General features: G+C 39.6%; 16 protein-coding genes and 1 riboswitch. Of the genes, 1 reads left to right on the top strand and 15 read right to left on the bottom strand.

Annotated elements, in window-relative coordinates:
* Positions 1 to 112: 112 nt before the first annotated feature.
* Positions 113 to 288, bottom strand: a riboswitch (FMN riboswitch).
* Positions 289 to 371: 83 nt separating this feature from the next.
* The 11 genes from MHH87_RS05670 to MHH87_RS05620 form a co-directional block, all read right to left on the bottom strand.
* A complete protein-coding gene (locus MHH87_RS05670) occupies positions 372 to 1,598 on the bottom strand; it encodes a hypothetical protein (protein ID WP_340748358.1) in 1,227 nt (408 codons plus the stop codon).
* Entirely contained in the window at positions 1,595 to 2,128 is a 534-nt protein-coding gene (locus tag MHH87_RS05665; protein ID WP_340748357.1) for a sigma-70 family RNA polymerase sigma factor, read from the bottom strand. The genes MHH87_RS05670 and MHH87_RS05665 overlap by 4 nt, the downstream gene beginning before the upstream one ends.
* A gap of 107 nt (positions 2,129 to 2,235) precedes the next feature.
* A complete protein-coding gene (locus MHH87_RS05660; RefSeq protein WP_340748356.1) occupies positions 2,236 to 4,008 on the bottom strand; it encodes an ATP-binding protein in 1,773 nt (590 codons plus the stop codon).
* A complete protein-coding gene (locus MHH87_RS05655) occupies positions 4,001 to 4,717 on the bottom strand; it encodes a response regulator transcription factor (protein ID WP_340748355.1) in 717 nt (238 codons plus the stop codon). Before MHH87_RS05655 ends, MHH87_RS05660 begins: the two co-directional genes overlap by 8 nt.
* 315 nt (positions 4,718 to 5,032) lie before the next feature.
* Positions 5,033 to 6,220 (bottom strand): c-type cytochrome biogenesis protein CcsB, encoded by a 1,188-nt coding sequence (ccsB, locus tag MHH87_RS05650; RefSeq protein WP_340748354.1) that lies wholly within the window; start codon positions 6,218 to 6,220, stop codon positions 5,033 to 5,035.
* Positions 6,217 to 7,869 carry a cytochrome c biogenesis protein ResB gene (locus MHH87_RS05645; protein WP_340748353.1) on the bottom strand — a complete coding sequence of 551 codons (1,653 nt, stop codon included), beginning with the start codon at positions 7,867 to 7,869 and terminating at the stop codon, positions 6,217 to 6,219. The genes ccsB and MHH87_RS05645 overlap by 4 nt, the downstream gene beginning before the upstream one ends.
* 12 nt (positions 7,870 to 7,881) lie before the next feature.
* Positions 7,882 to 8,415, bottom strand: coding sequence for a thiol-disulfide oxidoreductase ResA (gene resA, locus MHH87_RS05640; RefSeq protein WP_340748352.1), 534 nt, complete (start codon positions 8,413 to 8,415; stop codon positions 7,882 to 7,884).
* Positions 8,416 to 8,531: 116 nt separating this feature from the next.
* Positions 8,532 to 9,266 carry a pseudouridine synthase gene (locus tag MHH87_RS05635; protein ID WP_340748351.1) on the bottom strand — a complete coding sequence of 245 codons (735 nt, stop codon included), beginning with the start codon at positions 9,264 to 9,266 and terminating at the stop codon, positions 8,532 to 8,534.
* Positions 9,267 to 9,591: 325 nt separating this feature from the next.
* The gene (locus MHH87_RS05630; RefSeq protein ID WP_340748350.1) at positions 9,592 to 10,569 is read right to left on the bottom strand and encodes a D-alanyl-D-alanine carboxypeptidase family protein; all 978 of its coding nucleotides are present in this window, start codon (positions 10,567 to 10,569) and stop codon (positions 9,592 to 9,594) included.
* A gap of 12 nt (positions 10,570 to 10,581) precedes the next feature.
* On the bottom strand, positions 10,582 to 11,169 hold the full coding sequence (gene scpB / locus MHH87_RS05625) for an SMC-Scp complex subunit ScpB (RefSeq protein WP_340748349.1): 588 nt from the start codon (positions 11,167 to 11,169) through the stop codon (positions 10,582 to 10,584).
* Entirely contained in the window at positions 11,138 to 11,920 is a 783-nt protein-coding gene (locus MHH87_RS05620; protein ID WP_340748348.1) for a segregation/condensation protein A, read from the bottom strand. The genes scpB and MHH87_RS05620 overlap by 32 nt, the downstream gene beginning before the upstream one ends.
* A 124-nt stretch (positions 11,921 to 12,044) precedes the next feature.
* Between MHH87_RS05620 and MHH87_RS05615 the strand changes: the two genes are divergently transcribed.
* Positions 12,045 to 12,557 (top strand): DUF309 domain-containing protein, encoded by a 513-nt coding sequence (locus tag MHH87_RS05615; RefSeq protein WP_340748347.1) that lies wholly within the window; start codon positions 12,045 to 12,047, stop codon positions 12,555 to 12,557.
* Positions 12,558 to 12,600: 43 nt separating this feature from the next.
* Here MHH87_RS05615 and MHH87_RS05610 read toward each other — a convergent pair whose 3' ends face one another.
* The 4 genes from MHH87_RS05610 to MHH87_RS05595 all read right to left on the bottom strand — a co-directional run bounded on the left by MHH87_RS05610 (position 12,601) and on the right by MHH87_RS05595 (position 16,801).
* Positions 12,601 to 12,960 carry a GNAT family N-acetyltransferase gene (locus tag MHH87_RS05610; protein WP_340748346.1) on the bottom strand — a complete coding sequence of 120 codons (360 nt, stop codon included), beginning with the start codon at positions 12,958 to 12,960 and terminating at the stop codon, positions 12,601 to 12,603.
* A gap of 187 nt (positions 12,961 to 13,147) precedes the next feature.
* Positions 13,148 to 14,467: a diaminopimelate decarboxylase gene (gene lysA / locus MHH87_RS05605; RefSeq protein ID WP_340748345.1), complete on the bottom strand. Its 1,320-nt coding sequence runs from the start codon at positions 14,465 to 14,467 to the stop codon at positions 13,148 to 13,150.
* 109 nt (positions 14,468 to 14,576) lie between these two features.
* Positions 14,577 to 16,019 carry a spore germination protein gene (locus MHH87_RS05600; RefSeq protein WP_340748344.1) on the bottom strand — a complete coding sequence of 481 codons (1,443 nt, stop codon included), beginning with the start codon at positions 16,017 to 16,019 and terminating at the stop codon, positions 14,577 to 14,579.
* The gene (locus MHH87_RS05595; RefSeq protein WP_340748343.1) at positions 16,016 to 16,801 is read right to left on the bottom strand and encodes a SigF/SigG family RNA polymerase sporulation sigma factor; all 786 of its coding nucleotides are present in this window, start codon (positions 16,799 to 16,801) and stop codon (positions 16,016 to 16,018) included. The genes MHH87_RS05600 and MHH87_RS05595 overlap by 4 nt, the downstream gene beginning before the upstream one ends.
* Positions 16,802 to 16,804 lie beyond the last annotated feature (3 nt).

The raw sequence follows: 16,804 nt of genomic DNA, 5'->3' as shown, positions 1-16,804 counted from the left end.
ATAAACTGTGTACGATACCAAAAAATGATATCGTGAAATAAAGCTTCACCAAAAGGTAAAACTTTTACTGTACAGTAAAAATGCGACATTTTCGTAAAAATGACGACCGTACCTTCATCTTCTCCCATCCAGACTATACTGTCGGCTTTGGAATTTCACCAAATCCTGCACGCAAAAAGCGGCTCGCGGGCTCGAGAAGCTTGTTCACAACGTCCTCCAAGTAAATGGTCGGAGGTTGTAGCCTCTATTACCGCCGGTCGGGAATTACACCCTGCCCCGAAGATGAATCAATATGAAATTATGTTACAATCACTATTATAGAATAAAAACAAGAATTGTAAAGCCTTTTCGCTTAATACTGTTATTATTTTCTAATTATTTTGAAGAAAATCCATGTTTATCCCATTTGCTCCGATTGGAGTTGGCATCATTTCATTAAAATTAAAACCGCCCCACTCAGATTGTATGATGTTTTCAAAACGTACTTGTTGATTAAATCCAGCCGCAGTTAATAATATTGCTTCAAGCATGCGCATTGCTTCCTCTGCATTATAACCGTCTAAATTGAGTGGTTCTACAAATCGAATTTTTACAAAATCAACATGCTCTTTAACCTCATACTTAACACCCTTAATAATCGCTGATTGATACACGTCATTATATTCAACAGGCATACGCTCAAGCGCTTCGGTCACCGTATCAAAAAGTTCTTGGTTATTTGGCGCTAAATAACTAGGACCATCTTCCAACTGAAATACCGCATAGCTATAATGCAGCATGTCACCTCCTAATTGCGACGGTTCACTCGGTTCACCTGCTTGATCAAACGTAATGGGTTTGCCGCTTTCGTCTACATTCACGAGTGTCCCATAATTTTTTCCAAACGTATGTTGGAGCGTGCCACCATATACATACATCGTTGCAGACGCTACATCGTATTGATGATTATCTGGCATACTATGTGTTATCGTCGTGCCAGACTCTGTTAAACGCCCTGTGTACGGATGATAGTCATCAAATCCAAGCGCTTGCTCATTGATACGTGATGCGTACTTTTCGTAAAGCTGAAGTTGCGTTGGTTGTTCGTTGAAATCGTCTGAAATCTGCTCATTTGGAATGAGGAACGTCATAGGAATACTTTCAGCACCGGCAGTTAACCCTATCGGAAAGACCGTTACATCTTTAATATCCTCGGTATACACAGCTGTTTTTATAGCATCCACTGAAAATTGTCTGACTGACGCTTTATTTTCAATCGATTCATTTACAGTACCACTAATGGCATTTTCCTCCGTCGAATATTCTTCAATGTCCATCGACGTGGTTGCTGTGTCATAAATTTGCGTTTCTTCTAGTTCTTGTGTTTTTAAAAGATACGCACCGATTAATGTTAAAAAGATAATAGCTGCGCTAGCAATAAAAATCCCAAATGAATTCTTTTTTCTCTTAACTATAGGTTGTGGGCTCTCCTCTTCATGAAATGCATTTACTTCTTTTAATTTTGAGAGGACATCATCTTTCGAACGAGTATCATGAATTTTTGGTGCTTGCTCTAATAACTCTTCGATATCAATATCTTTCCATTTGTCGTTCGTCATAATGAATTCGCCTCCTTATCTTCATTGCTTATAAGTAAATCTTTTAATTGTTTAATCGCTCGGTGTTGCGTCGTCTTCACTTTACCTTCAGACCAGCCTAAAATTTCTGCTGTCTCTGTAATCGAGAGTTCTTGGAAATAACGCATGACAATCACCATTTTTTGATCGCCCGTACACTGTTCTAGCGCTTCTAGTACCTCCCGCAGTTGATCGCTCAGCTCAGTAAATTGCTCTGGTGTTTGCAAAGGGGAATACAGTTGCTCCGTTTCCCATTCAAATGCTGTAAATGAATGACGATTTTGCACAGCATTTTTGCGAAAATGGTCAATTGCTACATTTTTCGCAATGGAAAATAACCAGGTTTTCTCGCTACTCTTGCCTTCAAATCGAGAGTAAGCTTTAAGTACACGCACATAAACTTCATGCGATAAATCCTCCGCTACAGAACGATTTTTCACTAAATAGATTAAGAAATTAAATACATCCTGATGGTATACATCATATAATCGATGGAATATGGATTCTTTCACCCACTCCACCTCCGTTCCTACTTATTTGTCGTTACGAATTACGAAAAGTTTCAACGTATGTATGTTAAAAAAGGTGTGCTACGAAAAAAATAGTAGCAGCACCTTTTTTATATTGGCAAGTAGAACGTAAAGGTAGTTCCTTCTTTTTCAACACTATTAACCGCTATAGTTCCTTTATGTGCCTCTACAATATTGCGCGCAATGGCTAGGCCGAGACCTGTGCCTCCTTTTGAACGTGTACGTGCTTTATCAGCTTTATAGAAACGTTCAAATACATATGGCAGATCGTCTTGTGGAATTCCAACACCTGTATCGCGTACTTGTATTTTGGCATACGTTTGCTCTTTAAGTAAAGATACCGTAACGGAGCCCTCTTCTGGCGTATGACGGAGTGCATTATCAATTAAATTTGTTAATACTTGTTCAATGCGGTCTTCGTCAATATGAATCATCGCGGTCGGTGTAAATTCCGTTTCAAAACGTAAATTCACTTGTTTTTCCTTGGCTACCTGACCGAATTTGTGCGTCATGCGCTCTACAACAGACACCATTGGTACATTTTCTTTATACAAGGTCATATGCCCTGATTCCATGCGTGCCAAATCTAATAAATCCGTTACTAATCGACCCATACGCTGCGATTCATCATAAATGATACGAATCATCTCATTACGCTCTTCGTCACTTGTCACGACGTCGTCTAAAATCGCCTCGGAATAGCCCTGAAGCATTGCTATTGGTGTACGTAACTCATGAGAAACATTGGCGATAAAGTCGGATCGCAACTTCTCTAAACGGTTTTGTTCGGTTTTATCTCGGATGACCGCAACTGCACCACGAATGGCCTCGCCGCTATATAACGGACTAAACGTTATGCCATAATAGGAACCTTCCATCGACAGTTCCTCTTCTAGCTTATCCTCAAAATCTAGAACATGGTCTAACATATGATAAAGCTCTGGTGGAATCGGTTTTGCACTTTGTGACCCTTTACTAATAAACCACTTTTGCAATAAACGATCAGCAGGTGGATTGCTTACTAAAATTGTACGATCTCGGTTAAAGGTAATAACCGCATCCGTCATTGACGTTAATATGCTTGATAGCTGCTCTTTTTCTTGATTAATTACTTCTAAATGATGTTTTAGCTGGCGGCCCATTTGGTTAAAGGCTACAGCTAGCTGACCAATTTCATCGTTTTGCTTCGTGGGTAATTTCGAATCAAAGCGCCCTTTTGCCAGTTCAAACGCATGCTCTCGCATTTTACGCAGTGGGTAAGTAATACGAGAGGAGAGGAAAAATGCAAAAATCGTCGTTAAAATAAAGGCGATGGTCGCAGATAAAAACACAATTTTCGTCGTTTCTCTACTCGTTTGATGGATAGCGTCTGGATTTTGATAAATAAAAACTGCTCCATGCATCTCATTTTCACTTTTCAATGGGAATCCGAGAACCACATAGGAATCCATTTTACCCTTTTCTGTATTGGACGGTAAAATGAGCTCCTTGCTAATCGGTTTCATTGAAGCGTAAATTTCCTCAAATGCTTTATTCGTTAAAATACTTTGCTGGATGCTTTCGCTATTTACGCCATCCTGCACAGCATAAACGACTTTGTTTGGATTTTCTGCTATTAATGCATTTGTATGCTCATTCAGTATTTCTTTAATTATTTCAATCGAGATACTGTTCACTTGCTCGTCATCAACAATGCTCGCAATTGTTGCAGCCGTTTGACGAAGTGAGCTTTCTGCCTGCTGATTATGATAGTTTTCAAGGAATTCTAACATTAATACCGTAAATACAAAAAGTACAAATGAAACGAGAAGCAATATGGTTACCCATAGCTTCCCGACAATACTATTCCATATTCTATTCATTCACGACCTCAAATTTATAGCCAACGCCCCAAACAGTTACGATCATTTTTGCCGCATTTTCAGAAACACGGTTCAACTTTTCACGTAAACGCTTTACATGTGTATCGACTGTGCGCAGGTCTCCGAAGAAATCATAATGCCACACTTCTTTTAACAGTTGTTCACGGTCAAACACTTTATCTGGTGATTTTGCTAAAAAGTATAACAGTTCATATTCTTTTGGTGTTAAATTAACTTCCGTAGCATCCGCTGTTACACGGTGCGCATCATGATCAATTGTTAAATGCGGGAAGACGACTAAATCTTTTGAAGAAGACGGATTTGATACTGGTGAGAACGCAGAAGAGCGTCTTAAGATCGCCTTCACACGTAGGACTACCTCACGCGGGCTGAACGGCTTCACGATATAATCATCCGCTCCAAGTTCAAAGCCCTGCACGCGGTTTGCTTCTTCACCTTTTGCAGTTAATAGAATAATTGGTGTTGTTTTCTTTTCACGAATTTCCCCACATGCTTGGAGGCCATCCTTTTCAGGCATCATAATATCTAAAAGAATGCAATGATAGTCATTTTCAAATGCCTTCTCAATTGCCTCTTCTCCATTTTCGGCTTCATCCACCGTATAGCCTTCACGCTCTAAATACATTTTCAATAACCGACGAATTCGGTCTTCATCATCTACAATTAGGACAGAAATATTTTCAGACACTGGTGTTTCCCCTTTCGAGTTCTCTATTTCTCTACTCTATTGTACAATTTAGTACGCCAAATGAAAAGAAAAGCTCTACCCAATAATGAGAAGAACTTTCTTTTTGCATTTGGCGCAGTTAAACGCTTCTAATATTTTATTTGCTATCCAACCGTGCTAGCGCACAAACCGCATGAGCCCACTGTAGTGGTCTCCTACGGTTCGTCTTCGCGCTTTATGTTAGGCACGGTTGTGATAAATTTTAACTACTATTATTCAATTCCTCTATAACAACAATTTTACTTATACATAGCCTTGAAATTATATCGCTACTCGTTATGCGTAAGAGTGTAAACCAGCAATAATTAAGTTCACTGCAACTAAGTTGAACATAATAATAGCGAAACCAATAACTGTTAGCCAAGCACTCTTTTTACCTTCCCAGCCTTTTGATAGGCGTAAGTGAAGGTATGCTGCATAGAATAAAAATGTAATCAGTGCCCATACTTCTTTTGGATCCCAGCCCCAGAAACGGCTCCACGCAACTTGCGCCCAAATCATGGCGAAGATTAGTGCGCCTAATGTAAATACCGGGAAACCGATTAGCACTGAGCGGTAACCAATTTCATCCATTAATTGTGAATTCACACGTTTTAACAATGGCTGAATCATAGAAGAAATCGAACGTCGTGTTATGAGACGGACTAAAACATAAATAATCGTACCGAAAATAATCGACCAAACAACCGTTGAAAGCTTACGCGCATCAATTAATGCAGGCATTTCTGCTAATGGCGCCATTTTATCCTCAGATAAAACAACGTAATCATTCATACCAAAAATAGCTGGCACGTTATACGTAATTTCGCTTGCGATACCTTCTTTATTTGTGTAATCAAATTTCGACTCATAACCCATCGCATTAAATGTTACGGATGACACAATAAAGCCTACAACTAATACTAAGGAGAACATTACGGCTTCTAACCAGAAACGTTCTTTTGATTTCTTCGTTAAATCAACATTTTTCAACAAGTAAATTAACCCTGCAACCGCACTAATCGATAAAATAGATTGGCCAAGTGCTGCAGTAATCACGTGAATTGTTAACCAATGGCTTTGTAGTGAAGGCACTAGTGGGCTGACTTCACTCGGGAACATTGATGCGTAAGCAATAATTAAAAGCGCGATTGGTAGCGCCACAACACCAAGTGCTGATACACGATAAAGAAAGTAGATTAAAATGAATGATAGTACGATGAACATGCCGAATGCTGTCGTAAATTCAAACATATTACTTACAGGTGCATGACCTGTGTAAATCCAACGGGTAATAAAGTAGCCTAGTTGAGCTAAGAACCCAATAATTGTTACGATAATTGCTAGCTTGCCCCATTTTTCAGCGCGTGCTACTGCAGTATCATTTTGTGAACCTTTGATTGCTCCACCAAATAATAGCGTAGCAATTAAGTATGCTAGGAAAGCAGTAAATAGTAAATTACCGCTTAAATCAATCAAACTCATACGGTTTTATCACCTTTCGTTTCTTTCTCTTCTGTATCGACTTCTGCTTGATCCACATATTGAGGTAGATGAGCAAACTCAGTTATTGAATCTAAATCTTTCTTAATACTGAACCAGTTTTTATTTGTATGTGCAGCAAGACGGAGTGTGCCGTCCTCTAATTGTTCCACCCATATACGACGGTGATTCCAATAGGAACCGATTACAACACCTAGCATAAATATAATCCCCCCAATAATTAAGACAGAGAGAGTTTTATCTTTACGAACAGTTAAACCTGACATGCTACGTGTTTCTACATTAGCAAACTTCATTTTATAAACATTTTCACCTGATGGCTCTAATGTTTGTTTAATCGCAACAAAGCTTGTTTCGCCTTTTGGTTTGTCCGGTGTAATCATTTTGAAAATAAATGCTGGATTATTTGGTATAGCCGTTGCTGTTTGTGGAACGCCCTCTTCAAATCCAGAGAAATCTGGATAATACGACATTAGTTGGACTTTTGTTTCGTCGCCCAAAATATACTCATCTTTCGGGTTTGTTAAATCGATATTAATTTGGCCTAAAGACTCACCTGTCTCTTTATTCGTTAACTCGAAAATCATCGCCTTTAACTCATTTAAACGGTAGTCCATTTGATAAATTGCATAACCGTCTTCTTTTAACGGGTGGTTTACACGGATTTCGTAATCTTTTACTTCCTCGAGGTCATCTGTTTGACCTGCAACTGCGCCCTCTTTTTGTTTATAAAGCAAAACGTTCGTTTGGAAGTTTTTTGCAACTACGTTCACACCTTGTTTAAGTTGCTCACCTTGTGGATCATTATCATATGTGTCTAGTATAAATTTTTCGCTTTCCAAGAAATAGCCTTCCATCCCAGGAATTGCACGGGTTTCACCTTCGCGAAGCCACATTGATTCGTCTATATAAAACCCTGGAAGTAGACGTAGCATAATACCTAGTAAAAAGACGATTAAGCCAACATGGTTTATGTACGGACCGTAACGGGCAAAGCGACCACGTTCTGCTAAAAGCGCCTTATCTTCACGGCGCACATTGTATTTTAAAGCCTTCATCTTTTGTTCAACGAGTGAAAGCGTATCTTCACCCTCAACTGTTACCGGACCTTCCGCAACAACACGTTGACGCTTCATAAAGCTCACGTGACGTTTTACACGTTGGTTTTTCAACGACTTGTGTAATGGAATTCCACGGTCTAAACTAGCGATAATAATTGAAATACCGAGCATCCCAACTAAAATTTGGAACCACCATGAAGTATATAAATTGGATAAGCCTAGCTCATAATATAATTTACCAAACGAGCCGTATATGTCTTCATAATAAGCAGCTTTTTCAGTTTCTGAAGACACGCTAACATAAAATTCTTGCGGTAAAATCGTACCGATAGATGCTGCAATTAAGTTGATTAAAATAAGCGCAATCCCAACTTTAACACTTGAGAAGAAGTTCCATACTTTGTCGATAATTGATTTATTATAGGTTTTTGAGCGGATGGCAATCCCGTCATAGCGCATATCTACGAGTTTCTTCCCTTTTTCCTCTTCTGTTAAAGGACGTCCACATTTCGCACATAGCTTTGTGCCTACTGGGTTTTCATGACCGCATTCGCAAATGATTTTTTTCATCATGTAAAACTCCTATTCCGGCTTAATTGACTCCATGAACGAGGAAATTTGCGCCTCACTCATTTCGCCCGTAATAATTTTTTCCACTTTACCTTCTGGATTAATTAAAATTGTTGTTGGCAATGGGTTAATATTATAAGCCGTAAATACACTTTTCGTTTTATCAATAGCTACCGGGAAGTTTAAACCCATATTTGCTACATATTTTTGTACTTCGAAATCAGACTGTGCAAAATTCACTGCTAATACTTGTACACCTTGATCTTTAAATGATGCATACTGACGATTCATTGCGGGCATTTCTTTTTCACAAGGCTCACACCAAGTTCCCCAGAAATTTAAAAACACGCCTTGTCCTTCATAATCTGATAGGCGATGTGTGTTGCCGTTTAAATCGACTAATGCAAAATCAGGTGCCTCAGCGCCAATCTTTAGTATTTCCACTTCATCTTTCATGGCTGTTGTAAATACTGTATAGGCAATCGCTAAAATAAGTACGGTTAAAATGATACCGCGAGTAATCGATCGTTTTTTCTTATGATCCATGTACTTAAATCCTCCCCCCGAAAAACGCTATATCTTTATCCATTATAGCAAAGAAAACGTATGCTTTTTTCGTTTAATTCGAATGATTTATGAACGTTTCCACTAATTGGTTAGTGTTAATCCAACTTACCTGTTTCGGCTAATACGCGCAGTAATTTTACTTCATGTTTTGTTAACTCGCGGTATTCGCCAGGAACTAAACCACCAAGGTCTAAAAAGGCGAAACGCTCACGTTTAAGTTTCACAACTGGTGTGCCAATTGCTTCAAACATACGACGTACTTGACGGTTTTTACCTTCGTGAATGGTAATTTCACAAATTGCTTTACCCGCAGCTTCATCATAAGAAGTCATACTTACTTTGGCTGGAGCTGTTTTTCCATCTTCGAGTTTAATCCCACTTTGTAATTTCATTAGTCCCTCTTTCGTAGGAACTCCTTTTACGCGTGCAATATACGTTTTGTCGATTTTAAATTTCGGATGTGTTAACTGATAAGAAAATTCACCATCATTCGTCAACAGCAATAAACCCGTCGTATCATAATCTAGACGTCCTACAGGGAAAATACGTTGGTACACTTTCTTTTTGAAAATATCCGTTACTGTTTTACGTCCCTTATCGTCTGTTACAGCGGAAATATAGCCACGTGGTTTATAAAGTAAGAAGTACACTTTATCTTCTTTCTCTAATTTTACACCTTCAACCTCAATTTCATCAGATGCCGCTACTTTTGTACCAAGCTCCTTCACGACTTTACCGTTAACCTTAACCTTACCTTCGACAATTAATTGTTCTGCTTTACGTCTTGATGCAACACCAGCGTATGCAATAACCTTTTGTAATCTTTCCATAAGCTCACCTCATTGATTGATAGACAGCTTTGCGCATGCAACCCATGCATTCGACAAAGCTAGACTTCATAAATTAATTAACCTAAAACGCCACGTCGTGTGGCAACGGTTATCGGGCTAACATCCTGTTTCAGGGAGGATAACCTAATACCGCCACGTCCTGTGGCAACGGTTACCGGGCTAACATCCTGTTAGCCCTATTCTGTTGAAAATTATTGCATACTTTACTTGATTATTAAAGGGAAATAACTTATTTCGACATGTGCGACGATATAATCCACTATTTTTTTCCATGCAAAAAAAGAAGACCGCTATGTTAGCCGTCTTACTTTCTCTCCACACGTTTCGAAAAAATTACACGGTTTTGTAGAAATACATGCCAAATCGCTGTATTTGACGCCTCGTTTCTTGAAAGATGGACAACATGCTGAATTTGCTTAACTTCTTCTCTTTTCAGCAACAGCGAGATCGGCTCATTCAGCTTAACCTTTGCACCACTTAATGAATAATTCCCTTTTTTTGCAAGTGTCACAACTTCGTATCCATTATCAACCTTTTGTGCTAAGGATTTGTGAACATTCCAATCATTGCCTTCATTTATTGTGACGACAACGAATTTTTTTTGTTCCCGTTCAAAATAAGTAGCAAGTGTTCGTCCTGCCACTTTTGTATAACCTGTTTTACCAGCAACCGCTCCAATGTCACTATGCAGCAAACGATGCTTGTTCTGCCATGCAACGGTCCCTTTATAAATTTTCGTGGAGGCAATGCGTCGAAAATCCGGATTTTTCATAGCAATTTGTAGCATGCGCGCCGTATCATAGGCACTTGATAAGTGTGTCTCAGCATGCAACCCAGAAGGATTATCAAAGTTTGTATTTGTTAATCCATAAAATAAGGCCTTTTCATTCATTAAATGGACAAAGCCTTCTTTTGAGCCACCAACATGCTCAGCAAGCGCATAGGCAGCGTCATTTCCAGACCGAAGTAACAAGCCATATAAAAGTTCCTCAATCGTCCACTCATCGCCTACCTCCAAATAAATGGACGAACCCTCACTCGCAACAGCCTGCTGTGAAATAACAACTTTTTCTTGAAGATCACTACTATTTTCAATTACTACAAGCGCCGTCCACATTTTCGTTAAACTTGCGATGGGCAGCTGTGCATGCGGATTCACCCCTTCAAGTAGGCGTCCTGTTTGCGCATCAATCACGGCGTACCCACTGCCGGCAGCCTGAATTGGTAATCCATGCAACACAAGGCTAGCAAATAATACGAGCACCATTGCCCACTTTTTCAACGAGCCACTCCTTTAGTTTTGGTTAAAAGTTTCTTGAAACTTCGTTAAAAATAAATCCGTTTCTTGCTCTTCCTCAGCTTGTGCTGCATCCGGCAACGGGGGTAGCTCCTGCAGACTTTTTAAGCCAAAGTAATTTAAAAATTCCTTTGTTGTACCATATAAAATGGCACGTCCAGTTCCTTCTGCTCGCCCTACTTCCTGCACTAATGCACGCGAGACAAGTGTCGCAATCGGACGTTCACTTTTTACGCCGCGTAAATCCTCAACCTCAGCACGTGTAATCGGCTGTTTATATGCAATAATGGCCAATACCTCTAGTGAGGCAGCCGTTAATACTTGATTCGTTGGGTTTTCAACAAGCTTTTTAATAGCGTCAGCTAAAGCAGGCTTCGTTGTTATTTGATACGATCCAGCAAGCTGTTTTAATGTAATGCCGCGCACTTCTGATTCCTCATATTGCGTTTGCAATTCACTAAGTCCCGCTTCAATATCCATTGGTTCTACTTCTAAATACTGCGCTAATTGTTTTACGGACATCCCCTCGTCTCCTACGACGAAAAGTAGTGCCTCAATTTTGCTCATCAAATTGTTCGAGTTCATCGCCAATATCCTCCTTTTGTAAAAGTACAGTGAGATCATCGAAGTTATGTTGCTGTTCTACAAAAACGACTTGGCGTTTCATTAATTCAAGCAAGGTTAAAAAAGTCACAACTAGTGTTGCTTTATCATCATATGGGAATAGCTCTGAAAACATAGCCCTTCCACCACGGTTCTTTAATACATCAACAACAACGCGCATTTGTTCTTTCACCGAGATTTCTTGTCTTGCCACACGCGTATGTAATGGTTTTTTTAACTGCTTACGGCGCATGAGCTTTTGGAAGGCACTTAACATATCGTACACATTAACATTCGCATCAAAAAGAACAAGTTGCTCTTCTGGCATAAACTCTGATAAATCAGAGGGCGGTTTCGTATAAACTTGCGCACGCTCTGTTTCTAATACTTGTAATTCTGACGCCGCTTCTTTATATTTTTTATATTCAATAAGGCGCGTAACGAGCTCCTCACGAGGGTCAGGCCCGTCTACTTCAAGCTCTGATTCATCAATTTCACCTTCATGTATCGGTAGCAACATACGGCTTTTTATTGCTAGGAGTGTTGCAGCCATTACTAAATATTCGCTTGCTTCGTTTAGTTCAAGCGTTTGCATTGCATGGATATGATCGATATATTGCGATGTTAACTCAGCCATCGGAATATCATAAATATCAATTTCCAAGCGATGAATTAAGTGTAATAATAAATCAAGAGGCCCTGAAAAGGCGTCTAACTTTACTTCATAGGACATATTGGTACCACCTGTCATTTCTAGTCGAAAAATAATCATAACACGTTTTTCAGCCGAAACAATACGTTTTGTCTGACAACCTGACTGTTATTAACAAATTCAGTATAGAGGAAAGGTGATAAGAATGCATCCATTGTTTCATCATCTATTTGTTGATTATTGTACATATTTCAATGGCAATGAAGATTATTTTGAATGCCATGAAGTGTTGGAGGAATACTGGAAGGAAATTGCGCCTGGCGTTAAGGATCACCCACTCGTTGGCTATGTGCAACTAGCAACAGGGATGTACCATTTGCGACGTGGCAATACCATTGGTGCTCAGCGCATCTTACTAAAGGCAAAAGTAAATTTTGAAGCAAATAAGGGCTCGAAATTTTTTGATTATGTAGATACAAGTAAACTAATGCTAGATGTAGACGCGACACTATACTGTATTACACAAAATAGACCGTTTGAACCATTTCAGCTTACGCTGACAAATACTACATTGCAAACTTTGGTGTGCGAACAAATTGCTAAGCAACCCGAACAAGATCCTGCCTTTCTTTTCAATAAACATATGCTACGCGACCGCTCAGATATTCTTGAAGCCCGTGCCGAAAAATTAAGAAAAACGCAGCTCGGCCCAAAATAGGGCAAGAAAATTCCCTTTCTTATCCACAAAAAAGAAGCCGACATTAGTCAGCTTCTTTTAAGATTGGTATACATTTTTGGATGAAAGGCTCTGTTTCTTCATTTGGCTTAATAACTTTGTAGCCAAGCTCACGTAGCTCTTGTAGCATTTCAATTGCTACACCTTCCCCACGGTATGACGGTATGACGGTAATATGCTGAATCGTCGCATTTGCATCATCTGCAAGTACGCCAACAATCCCAACATACTCCTCATCCTTTTTCCATAAATATAAAACCCAATTATCTTCTTGCTCGTATTGTTGGATGGTTTCCATTAATCTCTTTAAATCTTTTTCTTGCGGCATTAATGAAATTAAACCCATTGCAATCTTTTCAAGCACTTTTTTATATCGTACTAACATTATATAACATTCCCTCATTTTTAATCATTGCATACCTATCATTACAAAAATAGATATTGCAATAAAACAAATTTACATGAATTTACGCTATAAACGTTGGAATGATCCAAAATAGATATAAAATTGCCCAAAATGCGCAAAATACTAAAATAAATACTAATAACATCCATTTTGAAATTTTCAAAGCTTACTCACCCTTTTTTAATGTTAACGGGAGATCATTGACAACGATATCTTCATAGCTTTCACGTTTAATTACTAGCTGATGCACGCCAGCTTCAGCAAACACAACAGCTGGTCTAGGTACACGATTGTAGTTAGACGCCATTGAATAACCGTATGCTCCGGTACAGAACATCGCTAAAATATCACCGGGGCTTACTTGTTGTAACGGTGCATCAATAATTAACTTATCACCTGACTCACATAGCTTTCCTGCTACAGTGTATGTACTTTTTTTGTCGTCATTTGCTTTATTTGCAATGACCGCCTCATATTTTGCATCGTATAGTGCTGGACGAATATTATCGCTCATACCACCATCAACTGCAATATACTCACGTACACCAGGAACGGTTTTTTGTGAACCAATTGTGTATAAAGATGTACCTGCATCCCCAACTAAAGAACGACCTGGTTCGATCCAAATCTCCGGCATTGCTAATTTTAACGCACGTGCCTCTTCTTGTACAGTTTTTATCATCTCTGCCACATACTCATGAGGCTCAAGTGGTTTGTCCTCTTCTGTATAACGAATACCGAAGCCACCACCTAAATTTAATACGGTACATTCAAAGTTGTGCGCCTCTTTCCAAGCACCCATTTTTTGCATCACTTTACCCGCCGCTAAACTAAAGCCGTCCGTTTCAAAGATCTGAGAGCCAATATGGCAATGTAAGCCTAAAAGTTGTAAGTATTCATGACCATTCACTTGCGCAAATGCTTCATCTGCCTGACCGTTATTTAAATCAAAGCCGAATTTTGAATCAGCTTGACCTGTTGTAATGAAATCATGTGTATGCGCTTCAACGCCTGGTGTAACGCGTAATAATATATTCATAGGTTGTTGTTTTGCTTCAGAAATGTCTTTTAGTAGTCCAATTTCATAGAAGTTATCGACTACAATACAGCCAATTTTCGAATCAAATGCAAGCTCTAACTCCAAAACCGATTTATTATTCCCGTGGAAATGAATGCGCTCCGCCGGGAATCCAGATTTAAGTGCTGTATAAAGCTCGCCTCCAGATACAACATCCAGTGATAAATCTTCCTCTGCTACTAGCTGATACACGGCTACACAAGCAAATGCTTTTGATGCGTAAGCAACTTGCGCTGTTACACCTAACTGTTTAAATGTATCGATGAATCCACGCGCACGCTTGCGAATTAATGCGGTATCGTACACGAATAAAGGTGTCCCGTACGTTTCTGCAAGCTCAGTCGTATCCACTGCACCAATTGTTAAATGTCCGTTTTCATTAATGCCCTGCGTTCCGTAAAAATGCATAGTTCTCTCTCCTTTGTCCACATTAGCATGTACACGCTAATTTTCTTAAAAGTCACAAAATATCATATGTTGAACTTTAACATAGGAGAGAGTCTCGTGCAATGTGCGTTCATGACCGTTTCCGCTGTTTTGCCCCCACAATATACGGTCTCGGTGCGTCATCCGACATTGGGAAACGAATAAATACGCGCAGGAAAGCCTTTGGGAAAAATGGAACGAGCGGCCACATATACGGCACCCTCATCGGCTTTAATGAACATAAATAAGAAAAAATAATAAAAATGGCGATGAAAAAACCGTTTGCTCCTGCAATTGCCGTTGCACTAAGAAGTAGTATCCGAAACACTTTTACTGAAATACTGAGTTCATAATTCGGAATAGCAAACGTGAAGATTGCTGCAATCGCTGTATACAATACGACCTCACCTGAAAATAACCCGACCTCAATAGCGATTTGTCCGATAATAACACCCGCAACTAACCCCATGGCGGTCGACAGTGGTGTAGGTGTATGAATGGCCGCAATCCGTAAGTATTCGAGCCCAATATCAGCAATTAGCAATTGTAAAAAGAGCGGTACCTCACTCGGTTCTGCTACCCCTAAAAAGGAAAGTTTGTCCGGTAAAAATTGTTCATGTGTGGCAAATAAATACCACAGCGGCAATAAAACAAGGCTTAGAATTACAGCTACATAACGTAGTAACCGCATAATCGAGCCAATGACCGGAGCCTGCCGATATTCCTCCGCGTGCTGTAGTAAGTGAAACATTGTCACCGGCATAAGCATAACGGACGGAGACGTATCAACAACTATCGCAATATGCCCTTCTAATAAGTGCGCCGCTACAATATCTGGGCGCTCTGAATAGCGAACAAATGGCATCGGATGAAATCTTTGCTTAAATAACCATTCCTCTAGTGACTTGTCCGCCATAGTGAGTCCGTCATGTTTGATCAACTTAAATCGGTCTTGAATCCACTTTAAATGTTCTTCATTGACCAGATTGTTCATATACGAAATGCTCACATCTGTCTGACCAAGCGTGGAAATTTTGTGCATATTAAAACGCAACTCAGTACTCCGAATACGACGTCGAATCAGCGCTACATTTTGAATAATATTTTCAGCAAAGCCGTCCCGTGAACCACGAATAACTTTTTCATTATCAGGCTCTTCTGGATTACGTCCAGGATAATTCCGGAATTCTGCTAAATAGCAGTAACCATGTGCTGTTACAAATCCTACTCGTCCACTTAATATACCGAGCAAAAATTCATCAATTGTAGGCGCTTCATCCGTCCCGTAATAATTGAAATGTTCATGAAAATACTCTTTATCGTCTTCTATTTCCTCTTCCGCTACAAATTGCAAATCTGAGAGTATTTCAGTAATGCTATCGCCGTTCACAAGGCCACTAATATAAACAATAAGCGTATCCATATTTCTAATAAAGATCCGCTTAATGCAAACATCAAATGAATCGCCATTACCAAACTTGGAACTTAAAAATTGCTCTGCTTCTTCTACGGAACTGAAAAGCTGATTTGTCATTTATTCACCGTCTTTGTTGTTCTAGTTGCATTAGCTTCCATCCAGACTTTAAGTTGCGCTAATATTTTCTTCTCAAGCCTTGAAACTTGTACTTGTGAAATACCTAGTCTGTCGGCGATTTCCGTTTGTGTTAAATCTAAAAAGTAGCGGAAATAAATAATTGATTGCTCGCGCTTCCCGAGCTTTTTTAACACCTCCTTCAATGGTATATAGTCAAACGGTAATTCAGATTTTTCATCCTTCATTTGATCCATGAGCGTAATAGAATCGCCATCATTTTCAAATAGTTGCTCATGAAGCGAAGCGGGATCCCGCATAGCGTCGGCCGCCATTAAAATATCCTCATGCGAAACACCGAGTAGATTTGCGAGTTCCATTATCGACGGCGGCTTTTCATGCGTTTTCATATAGTCATCGGTAGCATGCCGAATTTTGAAATTTAGCTCCCGAATAGAACGGCTAACCTTGACCATGCCATCGTCGCGGAGAAAACGCTGGATTTCTCCAATAATCATCGGCACCGCATACGTTGAAAATTTCACCTCATAGGAAAGATCAAACTTATCGATGGATTTCATTAAGCCGATGCAGCCGATTTGAAATAAATCCTCCAACTCTACACCACGCGAGGCAAAGCGTTGTACAATAGACCACACAAGCCTCGTATTGCCCTCAATCATCCGTTTTCTCGCCTCTTTATCACCAGCTTGCGAATGCGCAATGAGCATCCGCATTTCATCCTGTGTCAACAACGTTTCAGACGGCTGTTCGATTGTCCTCATCCC

The sequence above is a fragment of the Solibacillus sp. FSL H8-0538 genome (assembly GCF_038003525.1).
In the GTDB taxonomy this organism is placed as follows: domain Bacteria; phylum Bacillota; class Bacilli; order Bacillales_A; family Planococcaceae; genus JBBOPI01.
Note: the sequence above shows the minus strand (reverse complement) of the source record. Positions and strands in the feature narration are given on the sequence as shown.